Genomic DNA, 25,372 nt, shown 5'->3' with positions numbered 1-25,372 from the left:
GGCATGCGCCGCTTTCGATGACTGACGAGCCACCACCGACAGGAACAGCTATCAGGAACGGATCGCCATGACAGAGCAGCCGTCGCACCGGCACGATCAGGACCGCCGGGGCACTCAGAGCCAGCTGAACCAGCAGCGCAGGTCGGTCGTTCTCGGTGTCGCGGCGAGCGATGCGCACGCCGTGGCCAACCACCTCATCGCCCACTCCCTGCGCAGCCTCGGCTTCGAGGTGATCAACCTGGGCACCTGCACTCCCGTGAGCGAGTTCGCGGCTGCCTGTGCCGAGCATCCGGAGGTGGAGGCCGTCGTCATCGGGAGCCTCAACGGCCATGCTCAGGAGGACCTGCGGGACCTGCCGAAGGCCAAGGAGTCCGGCGCGATCCCCTGCCCCGTGGTGCTCGGGGGCAACCTCTCGGTGGGCAGCCACAAGGAGAAGGCCACGCTGGAGCGGCTGTACGCGCTCGGGGTCGACCACATACTCGGGGACCCCGCCGAACTCCCCGCCGTACTCGACCGGTTGCGGGACGAGCGGCGGGCCGCGGACCTGCGGAGGGTTGCGGACCTGCGGAGGGCCGCTGCCCGCTCGCGCGCCGCGTCATGACGGACAGCACAGGGATCCCGCCGCTGGAGGAGTCGGTCGCTTATATCCGCTCGCTGGGCAAGGAGTCGGCTGCCGAGGTGCTGGCCCGCTCCCGCGACACCGGCCGGGTGGCCGTACAGCCGCGCTGCGGCGTGGGCGGCCATGACGCCATGTACGAGCTGCTGGGAGAGCTGGAGGCGCAGGGCGCACCCGATCTGCTCACGCTCACCATCGACTCGCACACCCGGCTGGGCGAGTTCGAGCGTGCACGCAGGCTCGCCCATCTCAGCCCGCGCGAACTGAACGGGTACCCGCTGGTGGCGCACGGCTGGCGGCGCGGCAGGGAGCTGAACGAATCCGTACGGGCGCCGCTGCAGATCCGGCACGGCTCCCCGGACGCGCGGCTGATGTTCGAGGTCACGGTGGCATCCGGCATCACCTCGTTCGAAGGCGGCGGTATCTCGTACAACCTGCCCTACTCCAAGGACGTGGCGCTCGCCGATTCGCTCGCCGCCTGGGAGGCGGTGGACCGGCGCTGCGGCGAGCTGGCCGAGCTGGGAGTGATCGTCGACCGGGAGCTGTTCGGCACCCTCACCGCCGTGCTGATCCCGCCCTCCGTGAGCCTCGCCATCAGCGTCCTGGAGGCGGTGCTGGCCGCGCGCGCCGGTGTGCGGTGCATCTCGGTCGCCTATCCGCAGAGCGGGCACGTCGCCCAGGACGTTGCCGCGCTGCGCGCCATCCCGCTGCTGGCCAGGCGCTATGTGCCGGCCGGAGCTGACGTGCACGCGGTGTTCCACGAGTTCATGGGGGTCTTCCCCCAGGAGCGTCACCACGCCGAGGACCTGATCCTCTACGGCGCGCTGGTCGCACGGCTCGGTGGCGCCTCCAAGATGCTCAACAAGACCTACCAGGAGGCGCTGGGCATCCCGGACGCCGCGGCGAACGCGGCCGGGATCCGGCTGGCCCAGCGGGCCAATTCACCGCTGCTCGGTTTCGTCACTCCGGACGAGGAGCAGACCGCCCAGGAGCTCGACTGGATACTGACGGAGGTGGCGGAGATCGTGGAGCCGGTGCTCGAACGGCCCGGCACCCAGGCCGCCGTGGCCGAGGCATTCGCCGACGGCCGGCTCGACATCCCGTTCAGCGCCAGCAAGCACGCGCGGTCCGAGGTGATCCCCAGACGGGACCCCTCGGGAGCGATCCGCTATCTCTCCGCCGGCCGGCTGCCGCTCTCCCCGAGCAGCCTGCGCCGCCACCGGGAGCAACTGCGCTCCGGCTCGGGCACGGCGCCGGAGATCGGCTCGCTGCTGGCCGAACTCACAGCGGACATCAACTACTTCCCTCTGCTGTTCGGCGAGACCGCTGCCCGAGATACGCAGGCCAACCCCCTGGGAGGACCCCGTGAAGACCGTTCGCGTGCACAAGCCGGGAGGGCCGGAGCAGCTCGTGGTCGAGGAGCCGGAGCAGGCAGGGGGGCCGGGTCAGGCTGGGGAGCCGGAGCGGAAAGCGCCTGAAGCGGGGCACGTTCTGGTGCGGCACGCTGCGGTGGGCGTCAACTTCATCGACGTGTACTACCGCGACGGCAGCTACGCCAGCGAACTGCCCTTCGTCCCGGGCCAGGAGGCCGCCGGTACGGTCCTCGCGACCGGCGAGGGCGTGAGTGGCTTCGCGGCGGGCGACACGGTGGCCTATGCGACCCACAGGGGCGCCTACGCGCAGACCGCGGCTGTGCCGGCGGGCAAGCTGGTACCCGTGCCCGGCGGAGTGACGGCGCGTGACGCCGCCGCCGTGCTGCTCCAGGGGCTGGCCGCGCACTATCTGACACATGACACACATCCGGTCGGCGCGGGCGAGACGGTCGTGGTGCTGGCAGCCGCAGGCGGCCTCGGACGGCTGCTGGTGCAACTGGCGGCGCACCGGGGCGCGACGGTGATCGCCGTGGTGTCCAGCGACGAGAAGGAGAAGGTGGCACGGGAGGCGGGCGCCCGGCACACCCTGCGCTATGCGGGCTTCGCCGAGCGGGTGCGGGAACTGACCGGCGGCGCCGGTGCGCGGGTCGTCTACGACTCCGTGGGCGCCGACACGTTCGGGGACAGCCTGGGCGCACTGGGACCCCGCGGCATGCTCGTGCTGTGCGGCGCCTCCAGCGGGCCCGTCCCGCCGCTCGATACGGGCGCGCTGCGCGCGGGCGGTTCGCTGTACGTGACGCGGCCGAAGCTCGCTGACCATGTACGGGACAGCGCGGCGCTGCGGTCCCGGGCGGCTGAGGTCTTCGCTCTGTGCGCCGCCGGCGCGCTCCGCCCGCTGATCTCGCGGGAGTTGCCGCTGGAGGGCGCGGCGGAGGCGCACCGGCTGCTGGAGGCGCGTTCCACGACAGGAAAGCTGCTGCTGCTCCCCTGAGCACCGGGCGGGACACGGCCCCGCCGGGGCAGCCGGCGACCACCTCGCCGGGTCAAGCGCCGTGTGTGCGCCAGGAGTTGAGCACGGGTGCGTGGCGAACCGCTGCCGTTGAGGACCGAGTGCCGTCGCGGGTGTGGCCGTCGGTGTTGCCGACGGCCACACGGTGCGGAGGCTGGGTCAGTCGGGAGCCCCGCTTTCCACGGGGAGGCCGGGATCTCGTTTCACCAGGCCCAGTGCCGTGGCCCGCATTCCGGCCTGGAAGCGGCTGGTGGCGCCGAGTTCGTCCATGATGCCCGCCATGTAGCGGCGGCAGGTGCGGGTTGCCATGCCGAGCCTGCGGGCTATGACGTCGTCCTTGAGGCCGGTGGCCATCAGCCGCAGTATCGAGGTCTTGATCTCGTCCGAGGTGCTGGTGTACTCGACCTCGGACGGATCGTAGGGGCGTGCCGCGGCCCACATCTTGTCGTGCAGGTTCCACAGGAAGAGGACGATCGTCGGATCGGTGACGATCGCGGCACCGGGCGCACCGCCGTCCTTGCGCTGCTGGGGGACGAAGGCAACGGCCCGGTCGAAGATGATCAGCCGTTCGTAGATCTCGTCGGCCGTGCGTACCTCGGCGCCCACGTCGGAGACCTTGCGCACATAGGTACGGGTGGCCAGGCTCGCCCGCGCGGTGTGCTGGTAGAGGATGCGCATGCTGACGCCGCGCTCCAGCATCGCGGTGTCACGGGCGACCGCTTCGTTGAGCGTCCCCGGGCTGCGACCGCCGCCAGGCTGCACGGTGAACGCCTCCTGGGCGCATTTGCGGGTGGCAGCCGCGAGTTCGCGCCGCACCTCCGCCGGGTCCTCGATCAGCCGCGAACCCCCGGAGGGGAACGGCGCCTGCCAGTGTTTGCGGTAGATAGGTGTCAGTGAGCGCATCTGGCGGTGGATCATCACTATCCGCTGCCTGCGCTCGGCGATGTCCGCTTCCAGTTCGGCGGACAGCTCGGCCTCGGCCAGCTCAGGGCTGGCGGGGACGGCCGGCTGGTCGAGCCCGCAGCAGACCAGCAGACGCTGGTCGGTCAGTACCTTCCGAATGCGGGACACCTCGGCGGCGTCGCACGAGAGTTGCTCGGCGATCTCGCTGTTGGTGAAGACCCCCTGCCGTACGGCGTGGTCGTACGCGGCAATGCAGGCGGTGTCCAGTTCATTAGCTTTTGGCCCGTTTAAGGATGTCATGTGCCCGTTCCGTCCGAGTCCACTAGTGGACTGGCCATCTTAGGACAGCGTCATAGTCCCGGTAATTCTTTTGTCGGCACCCCGGCGATGGCAGTATTGCTCTCGGTTCCATGAATTGTCGTCGAGTAATCCGGAATTGGAAGGAAGACGGCACAGGTATGCGCGAACTTGAGATATCAGGCCGACGTGTAGCCGACGACACGGGCGCTTATGTCATCGCCGAGATCGGCCACAACCACGAGGGCAGTCTGGAGAAAGCGGAAGAGCTTTTCCGGCAGGCGGCTGCCGCGGGTGCTTCGGCCGCCAAGCTTCAGAAGCGTGACAACAAGGCACTGTTCACCCGTGAGATGTACAACCGGCCTTACACGGGCAGGAACAGCTACGGCGCCACATACGGCGAGCACCGGGAATTCCTGGAGTTCGGACGCGACGAGTATCTGCACCTGGCGAAGCTGGCCCAGGAGCTGAACATCGATTTCTTCTCGACGGCCTTCGACATGCCGTCCGTTGATTTCCTGGTCGACATCGATCTGCCGGCCATCAAGATCGCCTCGGCCGATCTGACCAACACCCCGCTCCTCGCCTACGCGGCGAAGACGGGCAAGACCCTGGTCGTCAGCACCGGCGGTGCGTCGATGGAGGAGGTCAGGCAGGCGGTGGAGACCATCCTGCCGATCAACGACCGGCTGGCGCTGCTCCAGTGCACCGCCGTCTACCCGGCCGGCGCCGACGACCTCAACCTGTCGGTGATCGAGACCTATCGGCGCGAGTTCCCCGACGTGGTCATCGGCTTCTCGGGGCACGACCTGGGCAACGAGGCGAGCTGCCTGGCGTACGCGGTGGGCGCCAGGGTGGTCGAAAAGCACTTCACCCTCGACCAGAGCCGCCCCGGCAGCGACCATCACTTCTCGCTGGACCCGTCGCTGCTGGCCGACCTGACCGTCTCCCTGGACCGCGTGCACAGGTCGCTGGGCTCCCCCGAGAAGGTGTGCAGCGAGGACGAGGCTCCCGCCGTGCGCAAGATGGGCAAGAAGCTGGTGGCGGTCCGCGATCTGCCGGCCGGCCACACCGTCACGGCCGACGACGTCATCGCCAAGTCGCCGGGCGACGGCATGAAGCCGTACCGGCTCGACGAGGTGCTGGGCCGCACCCTGCGGGAACCGCTGGACGCCGACGGCGACTTCACCCCCGAGCTGCTGGACGAGCCACTCGTCGCCGCCGGCATCAGCCGGACGGGCTGAGCGCGTGCTGACCGGCCTGACCGGAAGCACCGCAGTGGTCACGGGGGTGGGAGGCCGGCTCGGCAGGGTATGGACCAAGGCGTTCCTCCAGGCGGGGGCCGATGTCTTCGGGCTCGACCGCACCAAGCCCGACGGCAGCACGATCGAGGAGTTCGCCGGGTACGGGCAGGAGGAGGACGCCGGCCAGTTCGTCTTCGAGCAGGCCGACGTCACCAACCGGGCCAGCCTCCAGGACGCCCTCGGCACCTGCCTGGCCCGGCTGGGCCCGCCCGGCGTCCTCGTCAACAACGCGGGGCTCGACCAGCCGCCGTCGGCGGGCAGCGGCGGCTGGCTCTTCGAGGACATCCCCGAGGAGCTGTCAGGCGCGGTCCTGGACGTCAACGCGGCAGGTGTGCTGCGCACATGCCAGGTCTTCGGGACGGAGATGGCCAGGCGCGGGCACGGTTCGGTGATCAACATCGGCTCGCTGTACGGGATCGTCGCCCCTGACCCCCGCTTCTACGACCACATCGAGATGGACCCGCCGTTCCTCAAGCCGCCCGCCTACGGCATGTCCAAGGCAGCGGTCGCCGCGCTGACCCGCTATCTGGCCACGCTCTGGGGGCCGTGCGGAGTCCGGGTGAACACGCTGTCGCCCGGCGGTGTGCTCGGCGGCCAGGACCGGCGGTTCCGGGAGAAGTTCGTCGCCCGGGTCCCGCTGGGGCGCATGGCAACGGAGGACGACCTCGTCGGCCCGATGCTGTTCCTCGCCTCCGGCATGAGCCGGTACGTCACCGGGACCGAACTCGTCGTCGACGGCGGGTTCGTGTGCTGGTGAAGGACCCCCGAGCCAACAGACCAACGGAGTCAGCCATGACCACCACCCTGCACTGGGTGCCGACGGCCGAGTTCACCCGCGTACGGGAGGGCATCCCCGAGCCGTACGACCGCTCGCGTGCCGTGAGCGCGCTCAGCCGGATCAACACCCTCTACATGATCAAGCGGGCCGGATCGGGACACCTGGGCTCCAGCTTCAGCGCGGCCGACATCGTCACCCACCTCCATCTGCACGAGATGCGGCGGCCTTTCGAGGCCGACGGCGACGTGTACTTCTCCTCCAAGGGCCATGACGCACCCGGCCTGTACGCGGCCCTGATCGGCCTGGGTGCGCTCGACGAACACCTCGTGCACCGGCTGCGCCGTCTCGACGGACTGCCGGGGCACCCCGATGTGCACACCCCGCACATGCCGTTCAACACCGGCTCGCTCGGTATGGGCGTCTCCAAGGCCAAGGGACTGGTGCTCGCCGACCGGCTGCGGGGACTGGACCGCAGGATCTACGTGCTGACAGGAGACGGGGAACTCCAGGAGGGCCAGAACTGGGAGGCGCTCGCCGGAGCCGTCAGGCACGGGATGCACGAACTGACCGTTGTCGTGGACCACAACAAGATCCAGTCCGACACCTGGGTGGCGGACGTCAGCGATCTCGGCGACCTGGAGGCGAAGTTCAGGGCCTTCGGCTGGGGAACGCTGCGCTGCGACGGCAACGACCCGCTGGAGCTGGAGGCCGCCTTCCGCAAGCGCGCGGAGAGCTTCCCCGAAGGCCCCGCCGTGATCATCGCGGACACGGTCAAGGGCGCGGGCTGCGACACCTTCGCCGCCACCACCTCACTGCGCGAGGGCGAGTGGATGTACCGCTTCCACAGCGGTGCTCCCTCCGCCGAGGACTACCGCGCCGCCTACGCCGAACTCAGCGCCACAGCGGCCGAAGTGCTCTCCCGGCACGGACTGGGGCAGCTGCGCACCGAGGAGGCGGCGGCAGAGACCGTACCGGCGGCCGACCCGCTGGCCGAGCGGCTGCCGCAGGTGTACGGCGAGGCGCTGGCGGAGCTGGCACGCGGGGACGAGCGGGTCGTGGCGCTCGACGCCGATCTGGTGCTCGACACCGGACTCATCCCGTTCTCCGAGGAGTTCCCCGACCGCTTCTTCGAATGCGGGATCGCCGAGCAGGACATGGTGTCCATGGCGGGCGGCCTCGCGGCCGGCGGGAAGCTGCCGTTCGTCCACTCCTTCTCCTGTTTCCTGCACTCCCGGCCCAACGAACAGATCTACAACAACGCGACGGAGAACCGGCGGGTCGTCTACACAGGCTCGCTCGCCGGGCTGGTCCCCGCCGCACCGGGCCACTCCCACCAGGCCGTACGCGATGTCAGCGCGCTCGGCGCCGTACCGGATCTGCTGATCCTGGAGCCGGCCAACGGTGCCGGGGTCAGGGCCGCCGTCGAGTTCTGCGCGACGGCAGCGGAGAGCGTCTACCTCCGCCTGGTCAGCGGGCCCGTCGGCGGCGAGGTCGCCGCACTGCCCGCACCGCCGCTGCACGTGGGACGCGGCCGGGTGGTACGGGAGGGCGGCAGCACCGTCGCCGTCGGTGCGGGGCCCGTCGTCCTCGGCCAACTGCTGGACGCCGCCCGTCTGCTGGCCGCCGAGGGCGTGGAGCTGACGGTCGTCGAACTGCCCTGGCTCAACCGTGCCGACCCCGAGTGGCTGGCCCAACTGGCGTCCGGGGCCCGGACGCTGACCGTGGTCGAGAACCACTACACGCGGGGCGGCCAGGCGGACACCGTCGGCCGCGCCCTGCTGGAACTGGGCCTCGAACAGGCCCCCCGCTTCCACGGGATCGGCCTCACCGAGGTACCCCGCTGCGGCACCCCGGCCGAGACCCTCGCGGCCCACGGCCTCGCCGCCGCCGACCTCGCGGGCGCGCTCCGTACCGGACCCGCCGCCGCAACCCGCTGACCACCACTGACCACAGCTGACCAGAGGAATACAGGAGTACGCGCTGATGGAAACGGTTTACAACGACCTCGTACGGCCGCCGCAGAAGACCATGGACGCGTTCCGCGAGGTCCTGAACGAGTACAGCCCCAGCTGCCTGGTGACGGACGCGCGCCGCCGGGTCGGCGCGATCGGCGGCTTCCAGACGGTCCGTCACGAGCACAAGGTCGTCGGCCCCGCGCTCACCGTGAACCTCTCCATCGACGACCTCGTTGACTGCATGCCCGTGCTCGCCAGGGCCCAGCCGGGCGACATCATCGTGGTCGCCTGCCACGGCACCCCGCTGACCGCCATGTGGGGCGGGCTGATGTCGACCCTCTCCCTCAAGGCCGGGATCAGCGCGGGCATCGTCGACGGTGCCGTGCGCGACGTCGACGAGATCCGGGACCTGAACTTCCCGCTCTGGTACAAGTCGACCGTCCCGCGCCCCTCGCCCACCGCCGTGCACGACCGCACCGAGCCGGTCCAGGTCAATGTGCCCGTCGTGGTGGGCGGCCAGGTGATCAACCCGGGCGACATCCTCGTCGCCGACGAGAACGGCGTCGCCGTCGTACCGCCCGCGCTCGCCGAGGACGTGCTGGAGGGCACGCGCCTGAACATCGGCAAGGAGCGCACCATCCGGGACAAGATCTCCTCCGGTGCCACCGTGCTTGAGCTGCTCGAAGAGTTCGGGCACCTGTGATGGGAGCCCCCACCCGGCTGTATCTGACCGGGGGCGACGGCATGCTGGGCACGGCCCTCACCGGGGCGCTGGCCACCGACCCGGTGGCCGGGGACTGGGAGCTGCGCGCCGTCTCGGCCAGGGACTTCGACATCGCGGACGCGGCGGCGGTCAGCGCCTCCATCGAGTCCTTCCGCCCCGATGTCGTCGTCCACACGGCGGCGCACGCCGTCGTCGACGACTGCGAACGTGACCCCGCGCTGGCGCTGCGCGTCAATGTGGCGGGCGTACGCAACGTCGCCGACGCGTGCCGGCGCACCGGGAGCCGGCTGGTGTACATCTCCAGCGACTACGTCTTCGACGGTGCGGACCCGCCCGAGGGCGGCTACCGGGAGACCGACATCCCCAGCCCGCTGAGCGTCTACGGGCTGACCAAGCTGGCCGGCGAACGCATATGCGCCCTGCTGGGCGACCAGGCGCTGTCCGTACGCACGTCCTGGCTGTTCGGCGGCGCCGACGCGCGCGTGGATGTCGTACTGGCCGCGCTCCAGCAGGGCGCGGCCGGCGAACCGGCAGCCCTGATCGCCGACCAGTACAGCCTTCCGACGTACACCGCCGACCTGGCACGCGCGCTGACGTTCCTGCTGACGCGCCCCGAGCAGGTCAGCGGCACCGTCCATGTCGCCAACGCCGGTACGGCGAGCTGGTACGACGTCGGGCTGGCGCTGTGCGAAGAGCGCCCCGGCATGCCGGAGCCGAAGCCGCTCGCCATGGTGGAGTGCGGCTTCGCCGGAGGCAGGCCGCGTGACTCGTCGCTGGCGACCGGGCGGATGGCGGCTCTGGGGCTGACCCTGCCGCACTGGCGGGACGCGCTGAAGAGGTTCTGCGCCCTGCACTGACCCACAAGACCGCGCGGAATCCCGGCAGTCCGGGTCCCGGAAGTCCAGAGCCACAAGCCGGCACAGATACCCGGAAGTTCAGAGAGGAGAACGGTGCTGCGATCCACCTGGCGCACCTGGTCCGGTACGGTCGGCTGCGCTCCGGCGCAGCTGGCCAGGCCCACCAGCGAGGACGAGATCGGGCAGGCGGTGCGGGCCGCGGCCCGCAGCGGACTGACGGTGCGCGCGGCGGGCACCGGCCATTCCTTCAACCGTCTGGCGACCACTCCCGGCGTGCTGCTCGACCTCACGTCGTACGCGGGCGTCGTCGCCGTCGACCACGCGGCGGGAGAGGTCACGGTGCGCGCCGGCACCCGGATCGGCGCGCTCTGCGAGGCGCTGGACCGACAGGGCCTCGCGCTGGAGAACATCGGCACCCTCGCCGACCAGACCGTGGCCGGGGCCCTGTCGACCGGCAACCACGGCACAGGACTCGCGCACCCGCCGCTGTCCGGCGCCGTCACCCGCGTACGGCTGGTCACGGCCGAGGGCGAGATCCGCGACCTCGGCCCTGAGGCCGACCCCGACCTGTGGGGCGCCGTCAGGACAGCGCTGGGCACCCTCGGCGTACTGAGCACCGTCACGCTGCGCTGCGTACCGCAGTTCAACCTCCGGCTCAGGCTGGGAAGCGAGCCGCTGGACGCGCTGCTGGAGCGCTTCACCGACTGGGCGGCGCAGAGCGAACACCCCAGCCTCAACTGGCTGCCGTGGACCGACCGCGTCACCCTCCGCTCCGTCGACCGCACCACGGAACCCGCCACACCGCGTGCCCCGCTGCGCCGCTACGCCGCCACCCTCGACGAGGTGCGGTGCGGGCTCACGGCCCAGGCGGCCAGGGCCGGCGGCGCGGGAACGGTGCCCTGGCTCACCACCAGGCTCGGCGGCCTGTGGCCCGACTCCCCGTACACGGACGCGAGTCACCGGGTCTTCACCTTCCCGCAGCCGGTGCGGTTCCTGGCCATGGAGCACGCCTTGCCGCTGGAGCGCACAGCTGAAGCGCTGCGCGCCCTGCGGCCCGTACTGCGCAGGCTGCGCACCTACTCGCCGTACTCGGTGCTGGTACGGGTCGGCGCCGGCGACGACCTCCCGCTCAGCCCCGCATACGGACGCGCCACCGGCTATGTGAACCTCACCGTGCCGCGTACAGCGGGCCAGATCGAGATACTCAGAGCGGCCGAGTACGTGCTGCGCGAGCACGAGGCGCGTCCGCACTGGGGCAAGGCGCACACCGCGACGGCCGAGGTGCTGGCGCCCCGCTACCCGCGCTGGAAGGAGTTCCAGCGGATACGGGCGCTGCTGGACCCGCACGGGGTGTTCTCGAACGAGTACACGGACAACCTGCTCGGGCCCGTCACGGCAGCGGCGGACGCCGTGCCGGCGGGAGGCGGACGGTGACCGTGGACCGGGCGCCCGGAGCGGAAGTGGCGCCCGGGGCGCTGCTCTTCGACTTCGACGGGCTCATCTGCGACACGGAGCGCGCAGGGCACCGCGCCTGGCAGGAGATCTACGGCGAGTGCGGACTGGAGTTCCCGTCCGCGCTGTGGCGCTCCATGGTGGGGCGCGCTGACGGCGAACAGCGCGCGGCGGAGCACCTCGCCGAGCGGGTAGGGGGTTCAGCCGAGGGGGCTCAGGGCGGGGCAGCGACGCCGGCCGCGGGTGCTTCGGGCCCATCCGCGCGGTTCCCCGCTGCCCTTCAGGGCACGGCCGCGCTGGTGGCACGCCGAAAGGCGCTCAAGCACGAGCTGTGCGCGCGCGAACCGCTGCGGCCCGGGGTGCGGGCGCTGCTCGACGCCGCGCGGGCGGCCGGCGTACCGGCAGCGGTCGTCTCCAGCGCCCCGCACGCATGGGTGGCGCCGCACCTGGAACGCCTCGGTGTGCGGGGCCACTTCGTCCTCCTGGCGACCGGCGGCATGACGGCGCGCAACAAGCCGCACCCCGACCTGTACGAACTGGCCCTGAGCCGCCTCGGATGCGACCCCGCGCATGCCGTCGCCTTCGAGGACTCGGCGATCGGTGTCCGCGCCGCACGCGCCGCCGGGGTCCGTTGCGTCGCGGTGCCCAACGGGGTCGGTGACCCGGCCGAACTCGCCCACGCGGACGCCGTACTGACCTCGCTGGCCGACTACGACCTGAGCGGTCACGCGGCGACCCGCCGCGCCCAGGGTGCGTCCCGCAGAGGCGCGGGGCACCGCGCGACCAGCCACGACACACCCGCAGCGGAAACCGTGCCCCCGGCGGCACGTTCCGCGGAGCACTCGCGCACCGAAGGGACACCCGCCGCATGACCGCACCCGCGTCCGAAGCCGAGGCGGCTTCCGTGACCGCACCCGCGTCCGAAGCCGAGGCGGCTTCCGTGACCGCACCCGCGTCCGAGGCCGAGGCGGCTTCTGCGACCGCACCCGCGTCCGAGGCCCGGACCGCTTCCGTGACCGCACCCGCGTCCGAGGCCCGGACCGCTTCCGTGACCGCTTCCGCGCTGGAGAGCCTGGCGAGCCCCGGCACCGGGCACCCCGAGTGGATCTGGCGCTCCGGCGAGCTGGTGCCGTGGGAGCAGGCCGCTGTCCATGTCAACGCCGTGGGGCACGCCTCGGTCGCCGCCGTCTTCGAGGGCATCAAGGCGTACCTCGCCGCCGACGGACGGCGGCTGCTCGTCTTCCGGCTCGAAGACCACCTGCGCCGGCTCGCGGACTCGGCCCGGCTCTGCCGCCTCTCGCTGCCGTACTCAGGAGCCGAACTGGGCGCGGCGGCAGTGGAGTTGCTCGCGGTCAACGGCTACAGGGAGGACGCCTACCTGCGGCCCTGGGCCTTTCCGCGCGGCATCATCAGGGAACAGATGGTTCCGGCCGAAGCGGCCTGCGAAGTCGTCATCGACTCCTGGCCCTTCCGCAGTGCGCTGGACAAGGAGCGCGGCTGCCGGGCCGCCGTCAGCTCCTGGCTGCGGGTCTCCGAGTCCTCGATGCCGCCCCGCGCCAAGGCGTTCTCGAACTACCACAACGGCAGGCTCGCCATGATGGAGGCCAGGGAGAACGGCCACGACTGGCCGGTCATGCTGAACGAGCGGCACAAGGTCAGCGAGGGAGCTGGCGCCTGCCTCGCGCTCGTACGCGACGGAGTCGTCGTCACGCCCTCGCTCGGCAGCGGCGTACTGCCCGGGATCACACGGGACACGGCGCTGACCCTGCTGCGCGGCCTCGGGTTCCCCGTCGAGGAGCGCGAAGTGGACCGCAGCGAGCTGCATCTGGCCGACGAGATCTTCTTCATGGGGACGGCGTGGGAGATCCTCCCCGTCACCACCATCGACGGGCTGACCGTGGACGACGGCACCCCGGGACCCGTGACCCGTGCGCTGTCCGGGGCGTACGGGCGGCTGATGCGCGGCGAGGACGACACGCACCCGGAGTGGATCACGGAGGTTCCGCTGTCATGAGGGCCGTAGTTGTACGGGAGTTCGGCTCACCGGACGTGCTGCGTGTCGAGGAGACGGCCGATCCGCTGCCGGGCGCGGGCGAGCTGCTGGTCGCTGTCGAGGCGGCGGGCGTCAACTTCATGGACGTATACCGGCGTTCGGGCGCGTACCCGGGCCCGTTGCCGTTCGTCCCCGGCGCCGAGGCGGCGGGCACCGTCCTCGCCGTAGGCCCCGAGCCGGAGAGCGGGCAGGAGCCGGGGGGCGGGGGCCGGGACGGCGACGGGGACGGGGCCGGGCGCGGACCGGCGCCGGGAGGCTGGGACCGGCACCGGGTCGGTGACCGGGTCGCCTGGGCCAACCAGCCGGGCGGCTACGCCGAGCTGGCGGTGATCAGGGCCGAACGGGCCGTTCCGGTGCCGTCCGGCCTCTCGCTCAGCGTCGCCGCCGCTGTTCTGCTCCAGGGCATGACGGCCCACTATCTGACCCACGACACCTATCCTGTACGGCCGGGCGACACCGTGCTGGTGCACGCGGCGGCCGGCGGAATGGGCCTGCTGCTCACCCAGTTGGCCACGCTGCGTGGCGGCCGGGTGATCGGCGTCGTCTCCACGGAGGCGAAGGAGAAGACGGCGCGCGCCGCCGGGGCCTGGCAGGTGCTGCGTACCGGTGAGGGACGTGGCGCCGTCGCCGATGTCGCCGCCATGGCAAGGGAGTTGACCGGCGGAGTGGGAGTGGCCGCGGTATACGATGGCGTCGGAGCCCCCACCTTCGAAGCGAGCCTGGCCTCGCTGCGGACACGGGGTACCCTCGCGCTCTTCGGACAGGCCGGTGGCCGGGTGCCTCCCGTCGATCTCCAGCGGCTCAACACCGCGGGTTCGGTGTTCGTCACCCGGCCCAACCTCGACCACTACACCGCCACAGCCGAGGAGCTGGCCCACCGTGCGGGCGGCATCCTCGGCCCGGTCGCCGACGGGCGGGTCGATGTACACATCGGCGGCAGCTTCCCCCTGGAGGCGGCCGGGGAGGCCCACAGGGCCCTGGAGAGCCGCGCCTCCACAGGGAAGCTCCTGCTCACCACGAGCGCCGGCACCACCGGCGCCAGTACCAGCACCAGCACCAGCACCGCGAATGGAGATACGCCATGAGTGACCAGCCCGCCACCTTCGCCCTCGGCGGTGACCTCACCGTGCGCCGCCTCGGCTTCGGGGCCATGCGCCTCACGGGGGAGTTCAACTGGGGCCCGCCCAAGGACTGGGAGGGAGCGCTCGCGGTCGCCCGCCGCGCCGTCGAACTCGGCGTGAACTTCATCGACACCGCCGACGCCTACGGCCCGGCGACCAACGAGATGCAGCTCGCCGAGGCCCTGCACCCGTATCCGGAGGACCTGGTCATCGCCACCAAGGCCGGCCAGAGCCGCCCCTCGGCACGCGAGTGGAAGCCGCTGGGTCGCCCCGAATACCTGCGCCAGCAGTGCGAGCTGAGCCTGCGCTGGCTGCGGGTCGAGCGTATCGACCTGTACCAGCTGCACCGGATCGACCCGCAGGTGCCGGTCGCCGACCAGTTCGGCGCGCTCGCGCAGCTCCAGCGGGAGGGCAAGGTCCGGCACATCGGCCTCTCCGAGGTCACCGTCGAGCAGATCGAGGAAGCGAGCACCTATTTCGACGTGGTCAGTGTCCAGAACTTCTTCAACCTGACCGACCGCTCGCACGAGGCCGTACTCGACCACTGCACCCGGCAGAACATCGCCTTCATCCCGTGGCTGCCCATCGCGCGCGGCGCGCACGCCGGCCCCGACAGCCCGGTCGCCGGCATCGCACGGGAGCTGGACGCGACCCCGTCACAGGTGGCACTCGCCTGGCTGCTGCGCCGCTCGCCCGTGGTGATCCCGATCCCGGGCACCTCCTCCGTCGCGCACCTGGAGGAGAACATGCGCGCCGCCGAGCTCCAGCTCACCGACGCACAGTTCGACCGCCTGAACGACCTCGCCTGAGCCGACCTTGCCCGAGCCGACGACGCCCACGTCCACCCGGCCCCACCTCGCCCGGGCCCAGCTCGCCTCACCTCGCCTGACCGGAAGAAGGCAGAGACCACCGTCATGAGCATTCTCGTACTCCACAAGAAGAACCTCAGCCGCCGCAGCCATCTGGACAGGGCGCGGCAGTACGCGCGCGAGCACGGCGAGCGCCTGCTCCTGGTGATGAAGGACCCCGAGTGGGAGGCGGAGTACGTCGACCGGGTCGTCATCGCCGACACCAGCAGCATCGACGAGACCCTCGCCGCCGTGCGGGCGCTCGCGGCCGACGAGAGCGAGGCGTTCTCAGCGGTGGTCACCTTCGCCGAGGCACCGGTGCCCTCGGCAGCGCGGGTGGCGGCCGAGTTCGGTCTGCCCTCGGTGAGCGAGCACACCGCACGGCTGGCGCGGGACAAGTGGACGATGCGTGAGGCGTTCGCGGCAGGCGGCGTACCGCAGCCCCGCTACGGCATCGCGCACTCCCTCGAAGAGGCACGCGGGATAGCCGAGCGCACCGGCTATCCGCTGGTGATGAAGCCGGTGCTGGGCACCGGCAGCATGTTCGTACGCAGCGTCGACAACGAGGAAGAGCTGGCCGAGCACTTCGACTTCTTCCTCAAGGGCTCCTGGGAGCGCTTCACCTACGACCCCCTGCACGACGCCGCACACAAGGCGTACGACGGCGGGCTGCTGCTGGAGGAGTTCCTGCCGGGCACCGAGATCTGCGTCGAGTCGCTCGTCCATGACGGCGAGACCCGCACCCTCGCCATCCACGACAAGCCGCTGCCCACGGGCCCCACCTTCGAGGAGGTGTACGCCTGCACCCCGACCCGGCTCCCGGAGAAGACGGTGCGCATGGTCGAGGAGGCCACCGTCAAGGTGCACAGGGCCCTGGGCATCGCCACGGGCGCCACCCATGTGGAGTTCCGGCTGCGCGGTGACGACGAACCGGCGGTGCTGGAGGCGGCGGCCCGGATGGGCGGGGGACCCATCTACCGTTCCGTCCTGCTCTCCACGGGCGTGGACATGGTCGAGGCCGTCCTGGACCTCGCCTCGGGCCGTGCCCCCCGCGTCGAGCCCGCCGAGCGGGCCACCCCGGTCGGCTTCTGGAACATCTTCCCCGACAAGGCGGGCACCCTCACCCGCGTCACCGGCCTGGACACGGTGCGCGCCGACCCGCGCGTGGACGAGGTGCAGATCTACAAGGCACCGGGCGACGAGCTGCTCGTACCCCCGCAGACCTTCCAGGGCCACGGCCACCTCATCTTCACCGTGAACACCGAGGACGAACTCGACCCCGCCTTCCGTGAGATGACCTCCACTCTCCGACTGGAGACAGAATGAGCGCTACGAACAGTGAGCGGCGCCGGATAGCCGTCGTGGGCGGACACTCCCACTCGGTGATGTCGGCCAAGGACCTCGGCCTCGATGTGGTGCTGGTCCATATGCCCGGCATGTACGAGGAGATGCTGCACGACTACTGCGAGCGGATCGTTCACTGCGACCTGTCCGACGCGGACGCGCTGCTGGACGTACTGCGCCCGCTGCACGAGGAGCGCCCCTTCGAGCGGGTGCTCACCACCAGCGAGGCAGGGGCTGTGCCCACGGCCGTCGTCGTGGAGAAGTTCGGCCTGCCGGGCAACAGCGTGGCCTCGGTACGCGCCCTGTACGACAAGGCGCTCACCCGGGAGGCGCTGGGAAGGGCCGGTGTCAGCCCGGTCCTGTACCAGGTCGTCGACGGCGCCGAGGCCCTGACGGCGTTCCTGGACACCGTGGGCGGCCGGATCGTCGTCAAGCCCGTCGACGGCACCGCGAGCGCGGGTGTGCACCTCATCGACGACAAGGCCGGTGCGCTGGCGGCCTGGGAATCGCTCTCCGCCGACGGATACCGTACGGCGCTCGCTGAGGAGTTCCTGGCAGGGCCGGTGATCAGCGTCGAGGCGTTCTCCGCCGATGGCCGCCATCTGCCGGTGGCGCTGATGACCTCGGTGCTGGACGAGTATCTGGTGGAGATGGAGCACTCCATACCCGGCGCCTACGGCTCCGAGTGGACAGCGGAACTGCACGCCCAGACCGTCGCGCTGCTCACCGAGGTGGGGCTGCGGGAGGGGCCGACCCACACCGAGTTCATCCTCACGCCCGAGGGCCCCAGGATGCTGGAGTCGCACAGCCGGATGGGCGGTGGCGGCACCCCCTCCATCCTGCGCCGCGCCCACGGGCTCGACTTCTCCCGGATGTTCCTGTCCGTTCCGCTCGGCATCGAGCAACTGCCCGAGCGGGCTCCCGAGGCGGTCGCCGCGGGACACATCCTCTTCTTCGCCCCCGAGCCAGGTGTGATCACCGGCTTCGACGGCATCGAACGGCTCACGGAGTCCGGAGCCGAGGTACGGCAGGCCCCGGTCGGCGCGAAGCTGCCCGGCGTGCCGGGGCTGGTCGAACTCTCCGGCGCCGAGACGGGTGTGATGCTCCAGATGAACGTCGGCGACACCGTGCCGGCGATCCGGGCCGGCTGGGACCGCGCCATGGGGTACGTCATCGCCACGGGCAAGGACCCGGCGGACGCCAGGCGCCGGTGCGCCGAGGTCGACGCGACCCTCCGCTTCCACACCGCTCCGGCAGGGGACGGGACGCGAGGCGCCTGATGACGGTGGAGAGGGCGGCCGGCGGCGGGGAGACCACGGCGCCGGCCGGGAAGGCGGCGCCGTCCCTGTGGAGTGACCACGACTTCCGCATGCTGTTCGCGGCTGCCGTGGTCAGCAAGACCGGTACGCACATCGGCTATATCGCGCTGCCCCTGGTGGCGATCGAGGCGCTCGACGCTTCCCCCGGGCAGGTCGGCCTGCTGGGCATGCTGTCCACCGTCGCCTTCCTCCTCATCGGGCTGCCCGCCGGAGCCTGGGTCGACCGGATGCGGTATCGGCACATCATGATCGTCGCCGATCTGCTCCGTACCGCGCTGCTCGCCTCCGTGCCGGCCGCCGCCTGGCTGGGCCTTCTCACCATCGAGCAGCTCTACGCCGTGGTGCTGCTGTCCGGCTGTGCCACGGTCTTCTTCGATGTCGGGGCCCAGAGCTACCTGCCCCAACTCGTCGGCCGGGACCGGCTGATCCAGGCGAACGCGCAGCTCAACGGCTGGGACGCGGCGCTGCAGGCGGGCGGCAGGGGCGGCGGCGGTTTCCTGGTCGCGCTGCTCACAGCGCCGGTCGCCGTGCTCGCCAACGCCTTCGCCTTCCTGTGGTCAGCGCTCTGTCTGACCCGTATCCGCAGACTGCAGGAGAAGCCGGCCAGGGACGTGCGCAGGAACCTCGCGGCCGAGGTCGGGGAGGGCGTCCGCTTCGTCTTCGGCCATGCCGTGCTGCGCCCCGTCGCGCTGGCCGGGGCATTCACCAACTGTTCCGTGCTCACCGTCACGACCATGGTGCCGGTGCTCTTCCGCGACGAACTGGGCCTGTCCGTATGGACCATCGGCGTCTTCCTCGCACTCGGCGGCGTCGGCGTCTTCCTGGGCGCGCTGGCCGCGCGGCGGGTGGGGGAGTGGCTCGGCGCGGGGCGTGCCCCCTGGATCTTCGGCATGTGCACGGCGCCCTTCGCGCTGGCCGTGCCCCTCCTGATGGGCCGCGGGCCGTGGCTGTGGGCGGCGGCCGGATGCTGGCTGCTGGTCACGGTACGCATGGGAGTGGACAACGTGCTGATGGTCAGCTTCCGCCAACGGGTCACGCCCGACGCGCTGTTGGGCCGGATGAACGCCACCATGCGCTTCCTGTTCACGGGGGCGCTGGCGATCGGCGCTGGGCTCGCCGCGCTCATCGGTGAGTACGTCTCGGTGCGCGCCGCGCTGTGGACCGGTGCCGTCGGACTGTCCGTCGCCTGGCTGCCCGTATTCCTCTCACCCCTGCGCACCATGCGGGAACTGCCCTCCGAATAGCGGTAGTTCACCGGAGAGCGCTCGCACGGGACCGGGACGGCCGAGGCGTCGCTCACAGCTCCGGCAGCCGGCTGATGTCGAGTTCGGTGCCCGCGATCTCGGTACGCAGGGTGTTGAGCTGCTGGTAATGATCGACGGCTGACGAGCGCTGCGCCGCGACCAGTTCGAGTACGAGGGCGTGCAGGATCGTCAGCGGCGCGAGGAGTTCGTTGGCGGCGCCTTCGGTCGAGTCGGGCAGCGGCAGCAGCACATCGGCCCGGGTTCCCCTGCCCTCGTCGGTGGCCTCGGTCAGCAGCACGCTGTGGGCGCCGACGCGATGGGCGTGATCGAGCAGGATGCCGATCTCGCGGAACACCCGCAGCGGTGCGACGGCCACCACCGCGTGCGAAGGGCGCAGCCGCAGCAGATCGTCGGCGAGGCGGAACCCGGTCGCCGTCCAGGTGTCGGCCGACTTGCCCACGCGCCTGAGGCTGAGCGCGAGATGTTCGGCGACCGAGGCGCCCGGCCCGATGCCGTACACCCATACGTGCTCGGCCTCGTTGAGCGAAGCGACCGCGGCGGACCACTCGTCGCTCTCGACGAGCGCGGGCACCTCACCGAGCAGCGCGAGCCCCGCGTCGATCACCGGTTGCAGCACGCCGTGCTGCGCGGGGCGCAGCCGCTGCACCCGGTCGTCCAGGACCTGGGCTGGATTACGGCGGCGTGCCAGGTGCTCGACAAGGCTGCGCTTGAGGTCGTTGAGTCCGTCGAAGCCGAGCTTGCGTGCGGTACGGATCACCGTGGCGTCGCTGGTCCCCGTGACCTCGCCGAGCTTCGCCGCCGAGGAGATGGCCGCCTCCTCGGGGTGTCGTTGCAGGTGATCGGCGACCGCACGCTCCCCGTTGGAGAGCGTCGCTGAGCGAGTGCGGATGCGGTGCCCCAGGGTCTCGCCGGCTGAAGTGTTCACGCGCGCCATTGTCCCTTCCCGCGTCCGTCCCGACTGCTGTGTCTGTCCCACGGAGCCCTCTTCCCGGCGGCTGTCCCGGAGCCCTCTGTCCGGCAGCTGTCCCCGGAGCCCTCTCCCGGCAGCCGTCCGTGAGCCTTTCCCCGGAGCCTGTCCCGGTGTCTCTCCCTCGCTGAAGTGTTTGCTTCATCCATTGTCGAGCCCTGACGTGAATGCTACGTTCCTCGCGTAAACGGCTCCCGACACCTGCGGAGACAGTGATGAAGTCGCGTCAGCAGCCGAGCGTCGCCGTCATCGGCGTCGGCACGATGGGAAGCCAGGTACTGCACAGGCTCGCGACCCAGGGCGTGTCCGCGAGCGGATTCGAGCAGTTCGACATCGGGCACGAGCGGGGCGGCGCCGGTGGCGAGACCCGTATCTTCCGCGTCGCCTACAAGGAGGGCGGCAGCTACGTGCCCCTGCTGCGCGAGGCACGGAGCGCGTGGGAGCGGCTCGGCGAGCAGGCCGGCGTCCGGCTGCTCGACCCGTGCGGGGCGCTGACCATCGGATCGGCCCAGGACCCCGACGTACGTACCGTCGTCGGCGTCTCCGACGCATGGGGACTCGACGTCGAACGGCTGGACAGCCGCCAGGCGGCACGGCGGTTTGCGCAGCACCAACTCTTCGACGACGACGTGGTGTTGCTCGACCGGCAAGGGGGCCTGCTGCACCCGCGGCGCGCGGTGGCCGAGACGGCGCTGCTCGCCAGGAAGGCCGGTGCGTCGATCCATACGGGGACCACCGTCACCGATGTCGTGGACACCGGAAACGGTGTGGCCGTCCACTACCGCACGGGCGACGAGACCCGCGTCGAGAGCTTCGACCAGGCCGTCGTGTGCACCGGCCCCTGGATCACGCGCAGCGTGCCGAGGCTGGCGCGCGAGGTCGCCATCCGCCGGGCCGTACTGTGCTGGTTCGACGCGGGACCGCGCTGGGCCCCCGAGCACTTCCCGGTGGGAATCCGCCGCAGCGGCGGCGAGAACACCTTCTCCTTCTTCCCCGACGTCGGCGGCGGCGTGAAGATCAATCTGCATGTGCCGAAGTCCGCCGTGGACGATCCGGACCGGCTCGACCCCGTGGTGGAGCCGGAGTACGTCCCGCGTGTGTCAGCAGCCGTGGCACGGTGCCTGGACGGCCTGCCGGAACGGCCCACCACGGTGCGCACCTTCATGGAGGGCTACACGGCGGACAACCACGGCATCATCGGCCGCGATCCCGACCGGCCCCATGTGCTGGTCATGGGCGGGTTCTCCGGGCACGGCTTCAAGCTGGCGCCCGTGTTCGCCAGGTCCGCCGTCGACCTGCTGCTCACCGGCCGTACCGATGTGCCCATCGACCCACTGTCGCTGTCACGGCTGGCCTGACCTCCACCCCGAAGGGACCTCCATGCTCCGCATCGGAATCGACGTGGGCGGCACGTTCACCGACGTGACCGCTCTGGACGCGGCCACGGGCCGGTTCCACATCCACAAGCTGCCTTCGACCACCGAGGACCAGTCCGTCGCGGTCGCCGAAGGTGTCCGCGCGGTACTGCGCGAGGCCGGCGCCGACCCCGGCGACGTCGCCTACCTCGGGCACGGCACCACCGTGGCGACCAACACCGTGCTGGAGTCCAACGGCGCGCTCACGGCGCTGGTGACCACGGCGGGGCTGCGGGACATCCTGGAGATCGGCCGCCAGCAGCGCCCCGACCTCTACGACATGGAGGCCGACAAGGCGCCGCCGCTGGTCCCGAGGGCGCTGGTGCACGCGCTGGTCGAGCGGATGTCAGCCGAGGGCAAGGTGCTCACGCCGCTGGACGAGGACGGCCTCACCGCCGCCGTGGCCGGCGTCAGCGAGGCGGGGCCCGAGGCGGTCGCGGTCTGCTTCCTGCACAGCTACCGCAACGGCGACCACGAACGGGAGGCAGCCGAGCGGCTGCGCGCCGCGCTGCCCGGCGTCTACGTGTGCGCCTCGTCCGAAGTGGCGCCCGTGTTCCGCGAGTTCGAACGGTTCTCGACCACCGTGGTCAACGCCTACGTCGGCCCGAAGATCAACCGCTGTATGTCGCGGCTGGCCGAGCGGATCCGTACGACAGGAGTGCCCGTCGAGCCCCGGGTGATCGGCTCCAGCGGCGGCATGATGTCGCTCGACTCGGTGAGCCGGCACCCGGTGACCACGCTGCTGTCCGGGCCCTCGGCCGGTGTCGTGGCGGCTTCCCATGTGGCAGGGCAGGCGGGTTACGGCAACCTGATCACCTTCGACATGGGCGGAACCAGCACCGATGTCTGCCTCGTACGCGACGGGCACGCCCTGGTGTCCTCGCAGCGCGGGATCAACCACCGCCCGGTGCGCACCCCTTCGCTGGACATCCACACCGTCGGCGCCGGCGGCGGCAGCATCGCGCGGGTCGACCCCGGCGGGGCGCTGGAGGTCGGCCCGAGCAGCGCGGGATCGCAGCCGGGCCCGGCCGCCTACGGGCGTGGCGGCGTCACACCGACCGTCACCGACGCGAACGTCCTGCGCGGACGGCTGAACCCGGAGTACATCCTGGGCGGCGCGCTCGCGGTCGACCACGCGGCGGCCGAACGTGCCGTCGACACGGTCGCGCGGGCGATGGGCACCGACCGGCCGGTGGCCGCACGCGGCATCGGGCGGATCGCGGCGGTCAACATGGCCGGAGCGGTGCGCAAGGTCTCGGTCGAGGCGGGCGAGGACCCGCGCGGCTGTGTCCTGGTCGCCTTCGGCGGCGCAGGACCGCTGCACGCGGTCGAGGTCGCCCGCGAGGTCGGCATGAGCACCGTGCTGGTCCCGCCCAACCCCGGCACGCTGTGCGCACTGGGGCTGCTCGTCACCGACATCCGCACCGAGTTCGCCAAGGCCGTCCTGGAGGAGGCCGACGAGCGCGCCCCCGACAAGCTCAACGAGGTGCTGCACGAGGTGCACACATCGGCCCGCGACTGGCTGGCCTCCGAGGCGCCGCCCGAGGCGGACACGAAGATCACCGGCGAAGCGAGGATGCGCTACGCCAGGCAGAACTTCGAACTGTCGGTCCCGCTGCCGCAGCGGGTGATCGACGCCGCGCGGTTCGACTGCGAAGCGGTGGCCGGGATCGTGGCCGCCTTCCACGAACAGCACACCAAGAGCTACGGCTACGCGCACCCCGGAGCACGCGTACAGATCGTCGAGGTGCAACTGACCGCAGCCGCCGCGGTCGACAAACCGGAGCTGCCCGCCATCGCCGAGGGCTCGGAGCCCGAGGAGGCGCTGATCGGCCGCCGCCGGGCCGACTTCGACGAGACGGGCCCCGTCGAGACCCCGGTGTACGACCGCGCCGGGCTGCGCGCCGGCACCGTGCTGCCGGGCCCGGCGATCGTCGAACAGCTCGACACCACCACGGTCATCACCCCGGACGCCACCGCGCGCGTCGACCGCTACGGCAACCTCATCATCGAAGTGGAGCAGCGTTGAAGACTCCCGACCCCATTACGGTGCAGGTGATCGGCGCGTCCCTGGTGACCGTCGCCGAGGAGATGGGCGCTGTACTGCGCCGGGCGAGCTACTCGACCAACATCAAGGAACGTTCCGACTGTTCGACCGCACTCTTCGACGAGCACGGCAAGCTGGTCGCACAGGCCGAGAACATGCCGATCCACATGGGGTCGATGACCGGTCTGATCGACTCGCTGGTGGCCTCCGAGCTGACGGTACGGCCGGGCGACGTGTTCATCACCAACGATCCGTACCACGGCGGCGGCACCCACCTGCCCGACATCACCATGGTCAAGCCGGTCTTCGCGGACGGTGAGCTGATCGGCTACAGCGCCGGCATCGCGCACCACTCCGACATCGGCGGCCGGGTCCCCGGCAGCAACGCGGGCGACTCGAACTCCCTCTTCCAGGAGGGCCTGCGCATCCCCCTGGTCAAGTTCGCCACGGCCGACGGCCTCGAACAGGCACCGCTGGCCTTCATCGAGCTGAACTCGCGGCTGCCGCAGGAGCGGCGCGGCGACATGCTCGCCCAGCTGGCCGCTGTGGAGATCGGCGAACGCCACCTGCGCGAGGTGCACAGGCGCTACGGCCGGGAGACGGTACGCGCCGCCACCGCACACCTGCTCGCCCACTCCCGCAAGCGGCTGGCCGCCGCGCTGCGCGAGGTGCCCGACGGTACCTACAGGTTCCGCGACCTGATGGACCCCAGCGAAGGCCCGGCAACCGAGATCGCGGTGGCGGTCACCGTCGAAGGCGACCGCGTCGCGCTGGACTTCGCCGGTACGGGCCCGCAGTCGCCCGTGGGCATCAACGTGGTGCGCCCGGCGCTGGAGGCGACCGTCTACTACGCGCTGAAAGCGGTGCTCGACCCCGGAATCCCGCCCAACGGTGGCTTCTTCGACGCGGTGGAGATCGCAGCGCCGCACGGCAGCATCGTCAACCCGGTCGAGCCCGCACCGGTCACAGCCCGCACCGACACCTGCCAGCGGGTCGCCGACGTGGTACTGGGCGCGCTGGCCGCCGCTGTACCCGAGCGGGTTCCGGCTGCGAGCCACAGCACCGTCACCTATGTGACGTTCTCCGGGGAGTGCGAAGGCGACTTCTTCGTCTACCCGGAGGTGGTCGCGGGGGGCGGCGGCGCCAGGACCACGAAGGACGGTCTGGACGCCGTCCAGGTGCACATCACCAACTCCTCGAATCTGCCGATCGAGGCGCTGGAACAGGAGTACCCGCTGCTGGTCGACACCTACGAACTGATCCCCGACTCCGGCGGAGCCGGCACCCACCGCGGCGGCCTCGGCGTCCGGCGTGACGTACGGATCCTCGGCGACAGCGCGGAGTTCTCCGCGCACGCCGACCGCCAGTCCACCCGGCCATGGGGCCTGGGCGGCGGCCACGACGGCAGCCCCGGACGCTTCGTCGTCAACCCGGGACGGGACGACGAACACCGGCTACCGGGCGGGCGGGTCTCCGGCGTGCGACTGCGCGAGGGAGATGTGCTGCGGGTGGAGAGCCCCGGCAGCGGAGGCTTCGGCGACCCGGCGGCGCGGAGCGAGGAACAGGTGCGCGAGGACCTGCGCAACGGGCGCGTCACCGAACAGGCGGCACGCGACCTCTACGGATTCCGCCCGGCCGACTGACCACCCCCCGGCTCAAGCCCGGGGCTCGCCTCCCGGATCAAGCCCGGGGCTCGCCTCCGGCTCAACTCCCGGCTCCATGGCG

The 25,372-nt window shown here is 71.2% G+C and carries 21 protein-coding genes; 19 read left to right on the top strand and 2 right to left on the bottom strand.

Annotated features, from left to right (window positions below; genetic code table 11):
- The first annotated feature begins 67 nt into the window (after positions 1-67).
- From NMN56_RS12485 to NMN56_RS12475, 3 genes are read left to right on the top strand one after another with little or no spacing between them, the layout of a single operon-like run.
- Positions 68-601 (top strand): cobalamin-dependent protein, encoded by a 534-nt coding sequence (locus NMN56_RS12485; RefSeq protein WP_274040110.1) that lies wholly within the window; start codon positions 68-70, stop codon positions 599-601.
- Positions 598-2,094 (top strand): methylaspartate mutase, encoded by a 1,497-nt coding sequence (locus NMN56_RS12480; protein WP_274040109.1) that lies wholly within the window; start codon positions 598-600, stop codon positions 2,092-2,094. The genes NMN56_RS12485 and NMN56_RS12480 overlap by 4 nt, the downstream gene beginning before the upstream one ends.
- Positions 1,982-2,980, top strand: a complete 999-nt coding sequence (locus NMN56_RS12475) for a quinone oxidoreductase family protein (protein ID WP_274040108.1) — start codon at positions 1,982-1,984, stop codon at positions 2,978-2,980. The genes NMN56_RS12480 and NMN56_RS12475 overlap by 113 nt, the downstream gene beginning before the upstream one ends.
- A gap of 177 nt (positions 2,981-3,157) precedes the next feature.
- On the opposite strand, the gene NMN56_RS12470 is transcribed toward NMN56_RS12475, so the two are convergent.
- Positions 3,158-4,201 (bottom strand): helix-turn-helix transcriptional regulator, encoded by a 1,044-nt coding sequence (locus NMN56_RS12470; protein ID WP_274040107.1) that lies wholly within the window; start codon positions 4,199-4,201, stop codon positions 3,158-3,160.
- Positions 4,202-4,359: 158 nt separating this feature from the next.
- Here NMN56_RS12470 and NMN56_RS12465 point away from each other — a divergent pair, with 158 nt between their 5' ends.
- The 13 genes from NMN56_RS12465 (at position 4,360) to NMN56_RS12405 (ending at position 19,197) form a co-directional block, all read left to right on the top strand.
- A complete protein-coding gene (locus NMN56_RS12465) occupies positions 4,360-5,442 on the top strand; it encodes an N-acetylneuraminate synthase family protein (protein ID WP_274040106.1) in 1,083 nt (360 codons plus the stop codon).
- A 4-nt stretch (positions 5,443-5,446) separates the two neighbouring features.
- Positions 5,447-6,259, top strand: coding sequence for an SDR family oxidoreductase (locus tag NMN56_RS12460; RefSeq protein ID WP_274040105.1), 813 nt, complete (start codon positions 5,447-5,449; stop codon positions 6,257-6,259).
- Positions 6,260-6,294: 35 nt separating this feature from the next.
- Positions 6,295-8,217 carry a transketolase family protein gene (locus NMN56_RS12455; protein WP_274040104.1) on the top strand — a complete coding sequence of 641 codons (1,923 nt, stop codon included), beginning with the start codon at positions 6,295-6,297 and terminating at the stop codon, positions 8,215-8,217.
- 46 nt (positions 8,218-8,263) lie between these two features.
- Complete coding sequence (locus NMN56_RS12450; RefSeq protein WP_274040103.1) at positions 8,264-8,938, top strand: RraA family protein; 675 nt, start codon at positions 8,264-8,266, stop codon at positions 8,936-8,938.
- Positions 8,938-9,816, top strand: coding sequence for a dTDP-4-dehydrorhamnose reductase (gene rfbD, locus NMN56_RS12445; RefSeq protein ID WP_274040102.1), 879 nt, complete (start codon positions 8,938-8,940; stop codon positions 9,814-9,816). Before NMN56_RS12450 ends, rfbD begins: the two co-directional genes overlap by 1 nt.
- 93 nt (positions 9,817-9,909) lie before the next feature.
- A complete protein-coding gene (locus NMN56_RS12440) occupies positions 9,910-11,250 on the top strand; it encodes a D-arabinono-1,4-lactone oxidase (protein ID WP_274040101.1) in 1,341 nt (446 codons plus the stop codon).
- Entirely contained in the window at positions 11,247-12,140 is an 894-nt protein-coding gene (locus tag NMN56_RS12435; RefSeq protein ID WP_274040100.1) for an HAD family hydrolase, read from the top strand. Before NMN56_RS12440 ends, NMN56_RS12435 begins: the two co-directional genes overlap by 4 nt.
- Entirely contained in the window at positions 12,137-13,282 is a 1,146-nt protein-coding gene (gene ilvE, locus NMN56_RS12430) for a branched-chain-amino-acid transaminase (protein ID WP_274040099.1), read from the top strand. Before NMN56_RS12435 ends, ilvE begins: the two co-directional genes overlap by 4 nt.
- Positions 13,279-14,406 (top strand): quinone oxidoreductase family protein, encoded by a 1,128-nt coding sequence (locus NMN56_RS12425; protein WP_274040098.1) that lies wholly within the window; start codon positions 13,279-13,281, stop codon positions 14,404-14,406. Before ilvE ends, NMN56_RS12425 begins: the two co-directional genes overlap by 4 nt.
- Positions 14,403-15,251 carry an aldo/keto reductase gene (locus NMN56_RS12420; protein ID WP_274040097.1) on the top strand — a complete coding sequence of 283 codons (849 nt, stop codon included), beginning with the start codon at positions 14,403-14,405 and terminating at the stop codon, positions 15,249-15,251. Before NMN56_RS12425 ends, NMN56_RS12420 begins: the two co-directional genes overlap by 4 nt.
- 105 nt (positions 15,252-15,356) lie before the next feature.
- Positions 15,357-16,616 carry an ATP-grasp domain-containing protein gene (locus NMN56_RS12415; protein ID WP_274040096.1) on the top strand — a complete coding sequence of 420 codons (1,260 nt, stop codon included), beginning with the start codon at positions 15,357-15,359 and terminating at the stop codon, positions 16,614-16,616.
- Positions 16,613-17,914: an ATP-grasp domain-containing protein gene (locus NMN56_RS12410; RefSeq protein WP_274040095.1), complete on the top strand. Its 1,302-nt coding sequence runs from the start codon at positions 16,613-16,615 to the stop codon at positions 17,912-17,914. The genes NMN56_RS12415 and NMN56_RS12410 overlap by 4 nt, the downstream gene beginning before the upstream one ends.
- The gene (locus NMN56_RS12405) at positions 17,914-19,197 is read left to right on the top strand and encodes an MFS transporter (protein ID WP_274040094.1); all 1,284 of its coding nucleotides are present in this window, start codon (positions 17,914-17,916) and stop codon (positions 19,195-19,197) included. Before NMN56_RS12410 ends, NMN56_RS12405 begins: the two co-directional genes overlap by 1 nt.
- 52 nt (positions 19,198-19,249) lie before the next feature.
- On the opposite strand, the gene NMN56_RS12400 is transcribed toward NMN56_RS12405, so the two are convergent.
- Entirely contained in the window at positions 19,250-20,152 is a 903-nt protein-coding gene (locus tag NMN56_RS12400; protein WP_274040093.1) for a MurR/RpiR family transcriptional regulator, read from the bottom strand.
- A gap of 248 nt (positions 20,153-20,400) precedes the next feature.
- Between NMN56_RS12400 and solA the strand changes: the two genes are divergently transcribed.
- Genes solA through NMN56_RS12385 form a run of 3 tightly spaced genes read left to right on the top strand, consistent with a single transcriptional unit; the run spans position 20,401 to position 25,290 of the window.
- Positions 20,401-21,543, top strand: a complete 1,143-nt coding sequence (solA, locus tag NMN56_RS12395; RefSeq protein ID WP_274040092.1) for an N-methyl-L-tryptophan oxidase — start codon at positions 20,401-20,403, stop codon at positions 21,541-21,543.
- Positions 21,544-21,565: 22 nt separating this feature from the next.
- Positions 21,566-23,629 (top strand): hydantoinase/oxoprolinase family protein, encoded by a 2,064-nt coding sequence (locus NMN56_RS12390; protein ID WP_274040091.1) that lies wholly within the window; start codon positions 21,566-21,568, stop codon positions 23,627-23,629.
- Positions 23,626-25,290 carry a hydantoinase B/oxoprolinase family protein gene (locus tag NMN56_RS12385; RefSeq protein WP_274040090.1) on the top strand — a complete coding sequence of 555 codons (1,665 nt, stop codon included), beginning with the start codon at positions 23,626-23,628 and terminating at the stop codon, positions 25,288-25,290. The genes NMN56_RS12390 and NMN56_RS12385 overlap by 4 nt, the downstream gene beginning before the upstream one ends.
- Positions 25,291-25,372: the final 82 nt, after the last annotated feature.

Source organism: Streptomyces iconiensis (assembly GCF_028657195.3).
GTDB lineage: Bacteria > Actinomycetota > Actinomycetes > Streptomycetales > Streptomycetaceae > Streptomyces > Streptomyces iconiensis.
Note: the sequence above shows the minus strand (reverse complement) of the source record. Positions and strands in the feature narration are given on the sequence as shown.

What these genes read in the sequence shown, in the direction of transcription:
- NMN56_RS12485 (WP_274040110.1), top strand. Translation starts at nt 68, where the DNA reads ATGACAGAGCAGCCGTCGCACCGGCACGATCAGGACCGCCGGGGCACT.
- NMN56_RS12480 (WP_274040109.1), top strand. Translation starts at nt 598, where the DNA reads ATGACGGACAGCACAGGGATCCCGCCGCTGGAGGAGTCGGTCGCTTAT.
- NMN56_RS12470 (WP_274040107.1), bottom strand. Translation starts at nt 4,201, where the DNA reads ATGACATCCTTAAACGGGCCAAAAGCTAATGAACTGGACACCGCCTGC.
- NMN56_RS12465 (WP_274040106.1), top strand. Translation starts at nt 4,360, where the DNA reads ATGCGCGAACTTGAGATATCAGGCCGACGTGTAGCCGACGACACGGGC.
- NMN56_RS12455 (WP_274040104.1), top strand. Translation starts at nt 6,295, where the DNA reads ATGACCACCACCCTGCACTGGGTGCCGACGGCCGAGTTCACCCGCGTA.
- NMN56_RS12450 (WP_274040103.1), top strand. Translation starts at nt 8,264, where the DNA reads ATGGAAACGGTTTACAACGACCTCGTACGGCCGCCGCAGAAGACCATG.
- rfbD (WP_274040102.1), top strand. Translation starts at nt 8,938, where the DNA reads ATGGGAGCCCCCACCCGGCTGTATCTGACCGGGGGCGACGGCATGCTG.
- ilvE (WP_274040099.1), top strand. Translation starts at nt 12,137, where the DNA reads ATGACCGCACCCGCGTCCGAAGCCGAGGCGGCTTCCGTGACCGCACCC.
- NMN56_RS12425 (WP_274040098.1), top strand. Translation starts at nt 13,279, where the DNA reads ATGAGGGCCGTAGTTGTACGGGAGTTCGGCTCACCGGACGTGCTGCGT.
- NMN56_RS12420 (WP_274040097.1), top strand. Translation starts at nt 14,403, where the DNA reads ATGAGTGACCAGCCCGCCACCTTCGCCCTCGGCGGTGACCTCACCGTG.
- NMN56_RS12415 (WP_274040096.1), top strand. Translation starts at nt 15,357, where the DNA reads ATGAGCATTCTCGTACTCCACAAGAAGAACCTCAGCCGCCGCAGCCAT.
- NMN56_RS12410 (WP_274040095.1), top strand. Translation starts at nt 16,613, where the DNA reads ATGAGCGCTACGAACAGTGAGCGGCGCCGGATAGCCGTCGTGGGCGGA.
- NMN56_RS12405 (WP_274040094.1), top strand. Translation starts at nt 17,914, where the DNA reads ATGACGGTGGAGAGGGCGGCCGGCGGCGGGGAGACCACGGCGCCGGCC.
- NMN56_RS12400 (WP_274040093.1), bottom strand. Translation starts at nt 20,152, where the DNA reads ATGGCGCGCGTGAACACTTCAGCCGGCGAGACCCTGGGGCACCGCATC.
- solA (WP_274040092.1), top strand. Translation starts at nt 20,401, where the DNA reads ATGAAGTCGCGTCAGCAGCCGAGCGTCGCCGTCATCGGCGTCGGCACG.
- NMN56_RS12390 (WP_274040091.1), top strand. Translation starts at nt 21,566, where the DNA reads ATGCTCCGCATCGGAATCGACGTGGGCGGCACGTTCACCGACGTGACC.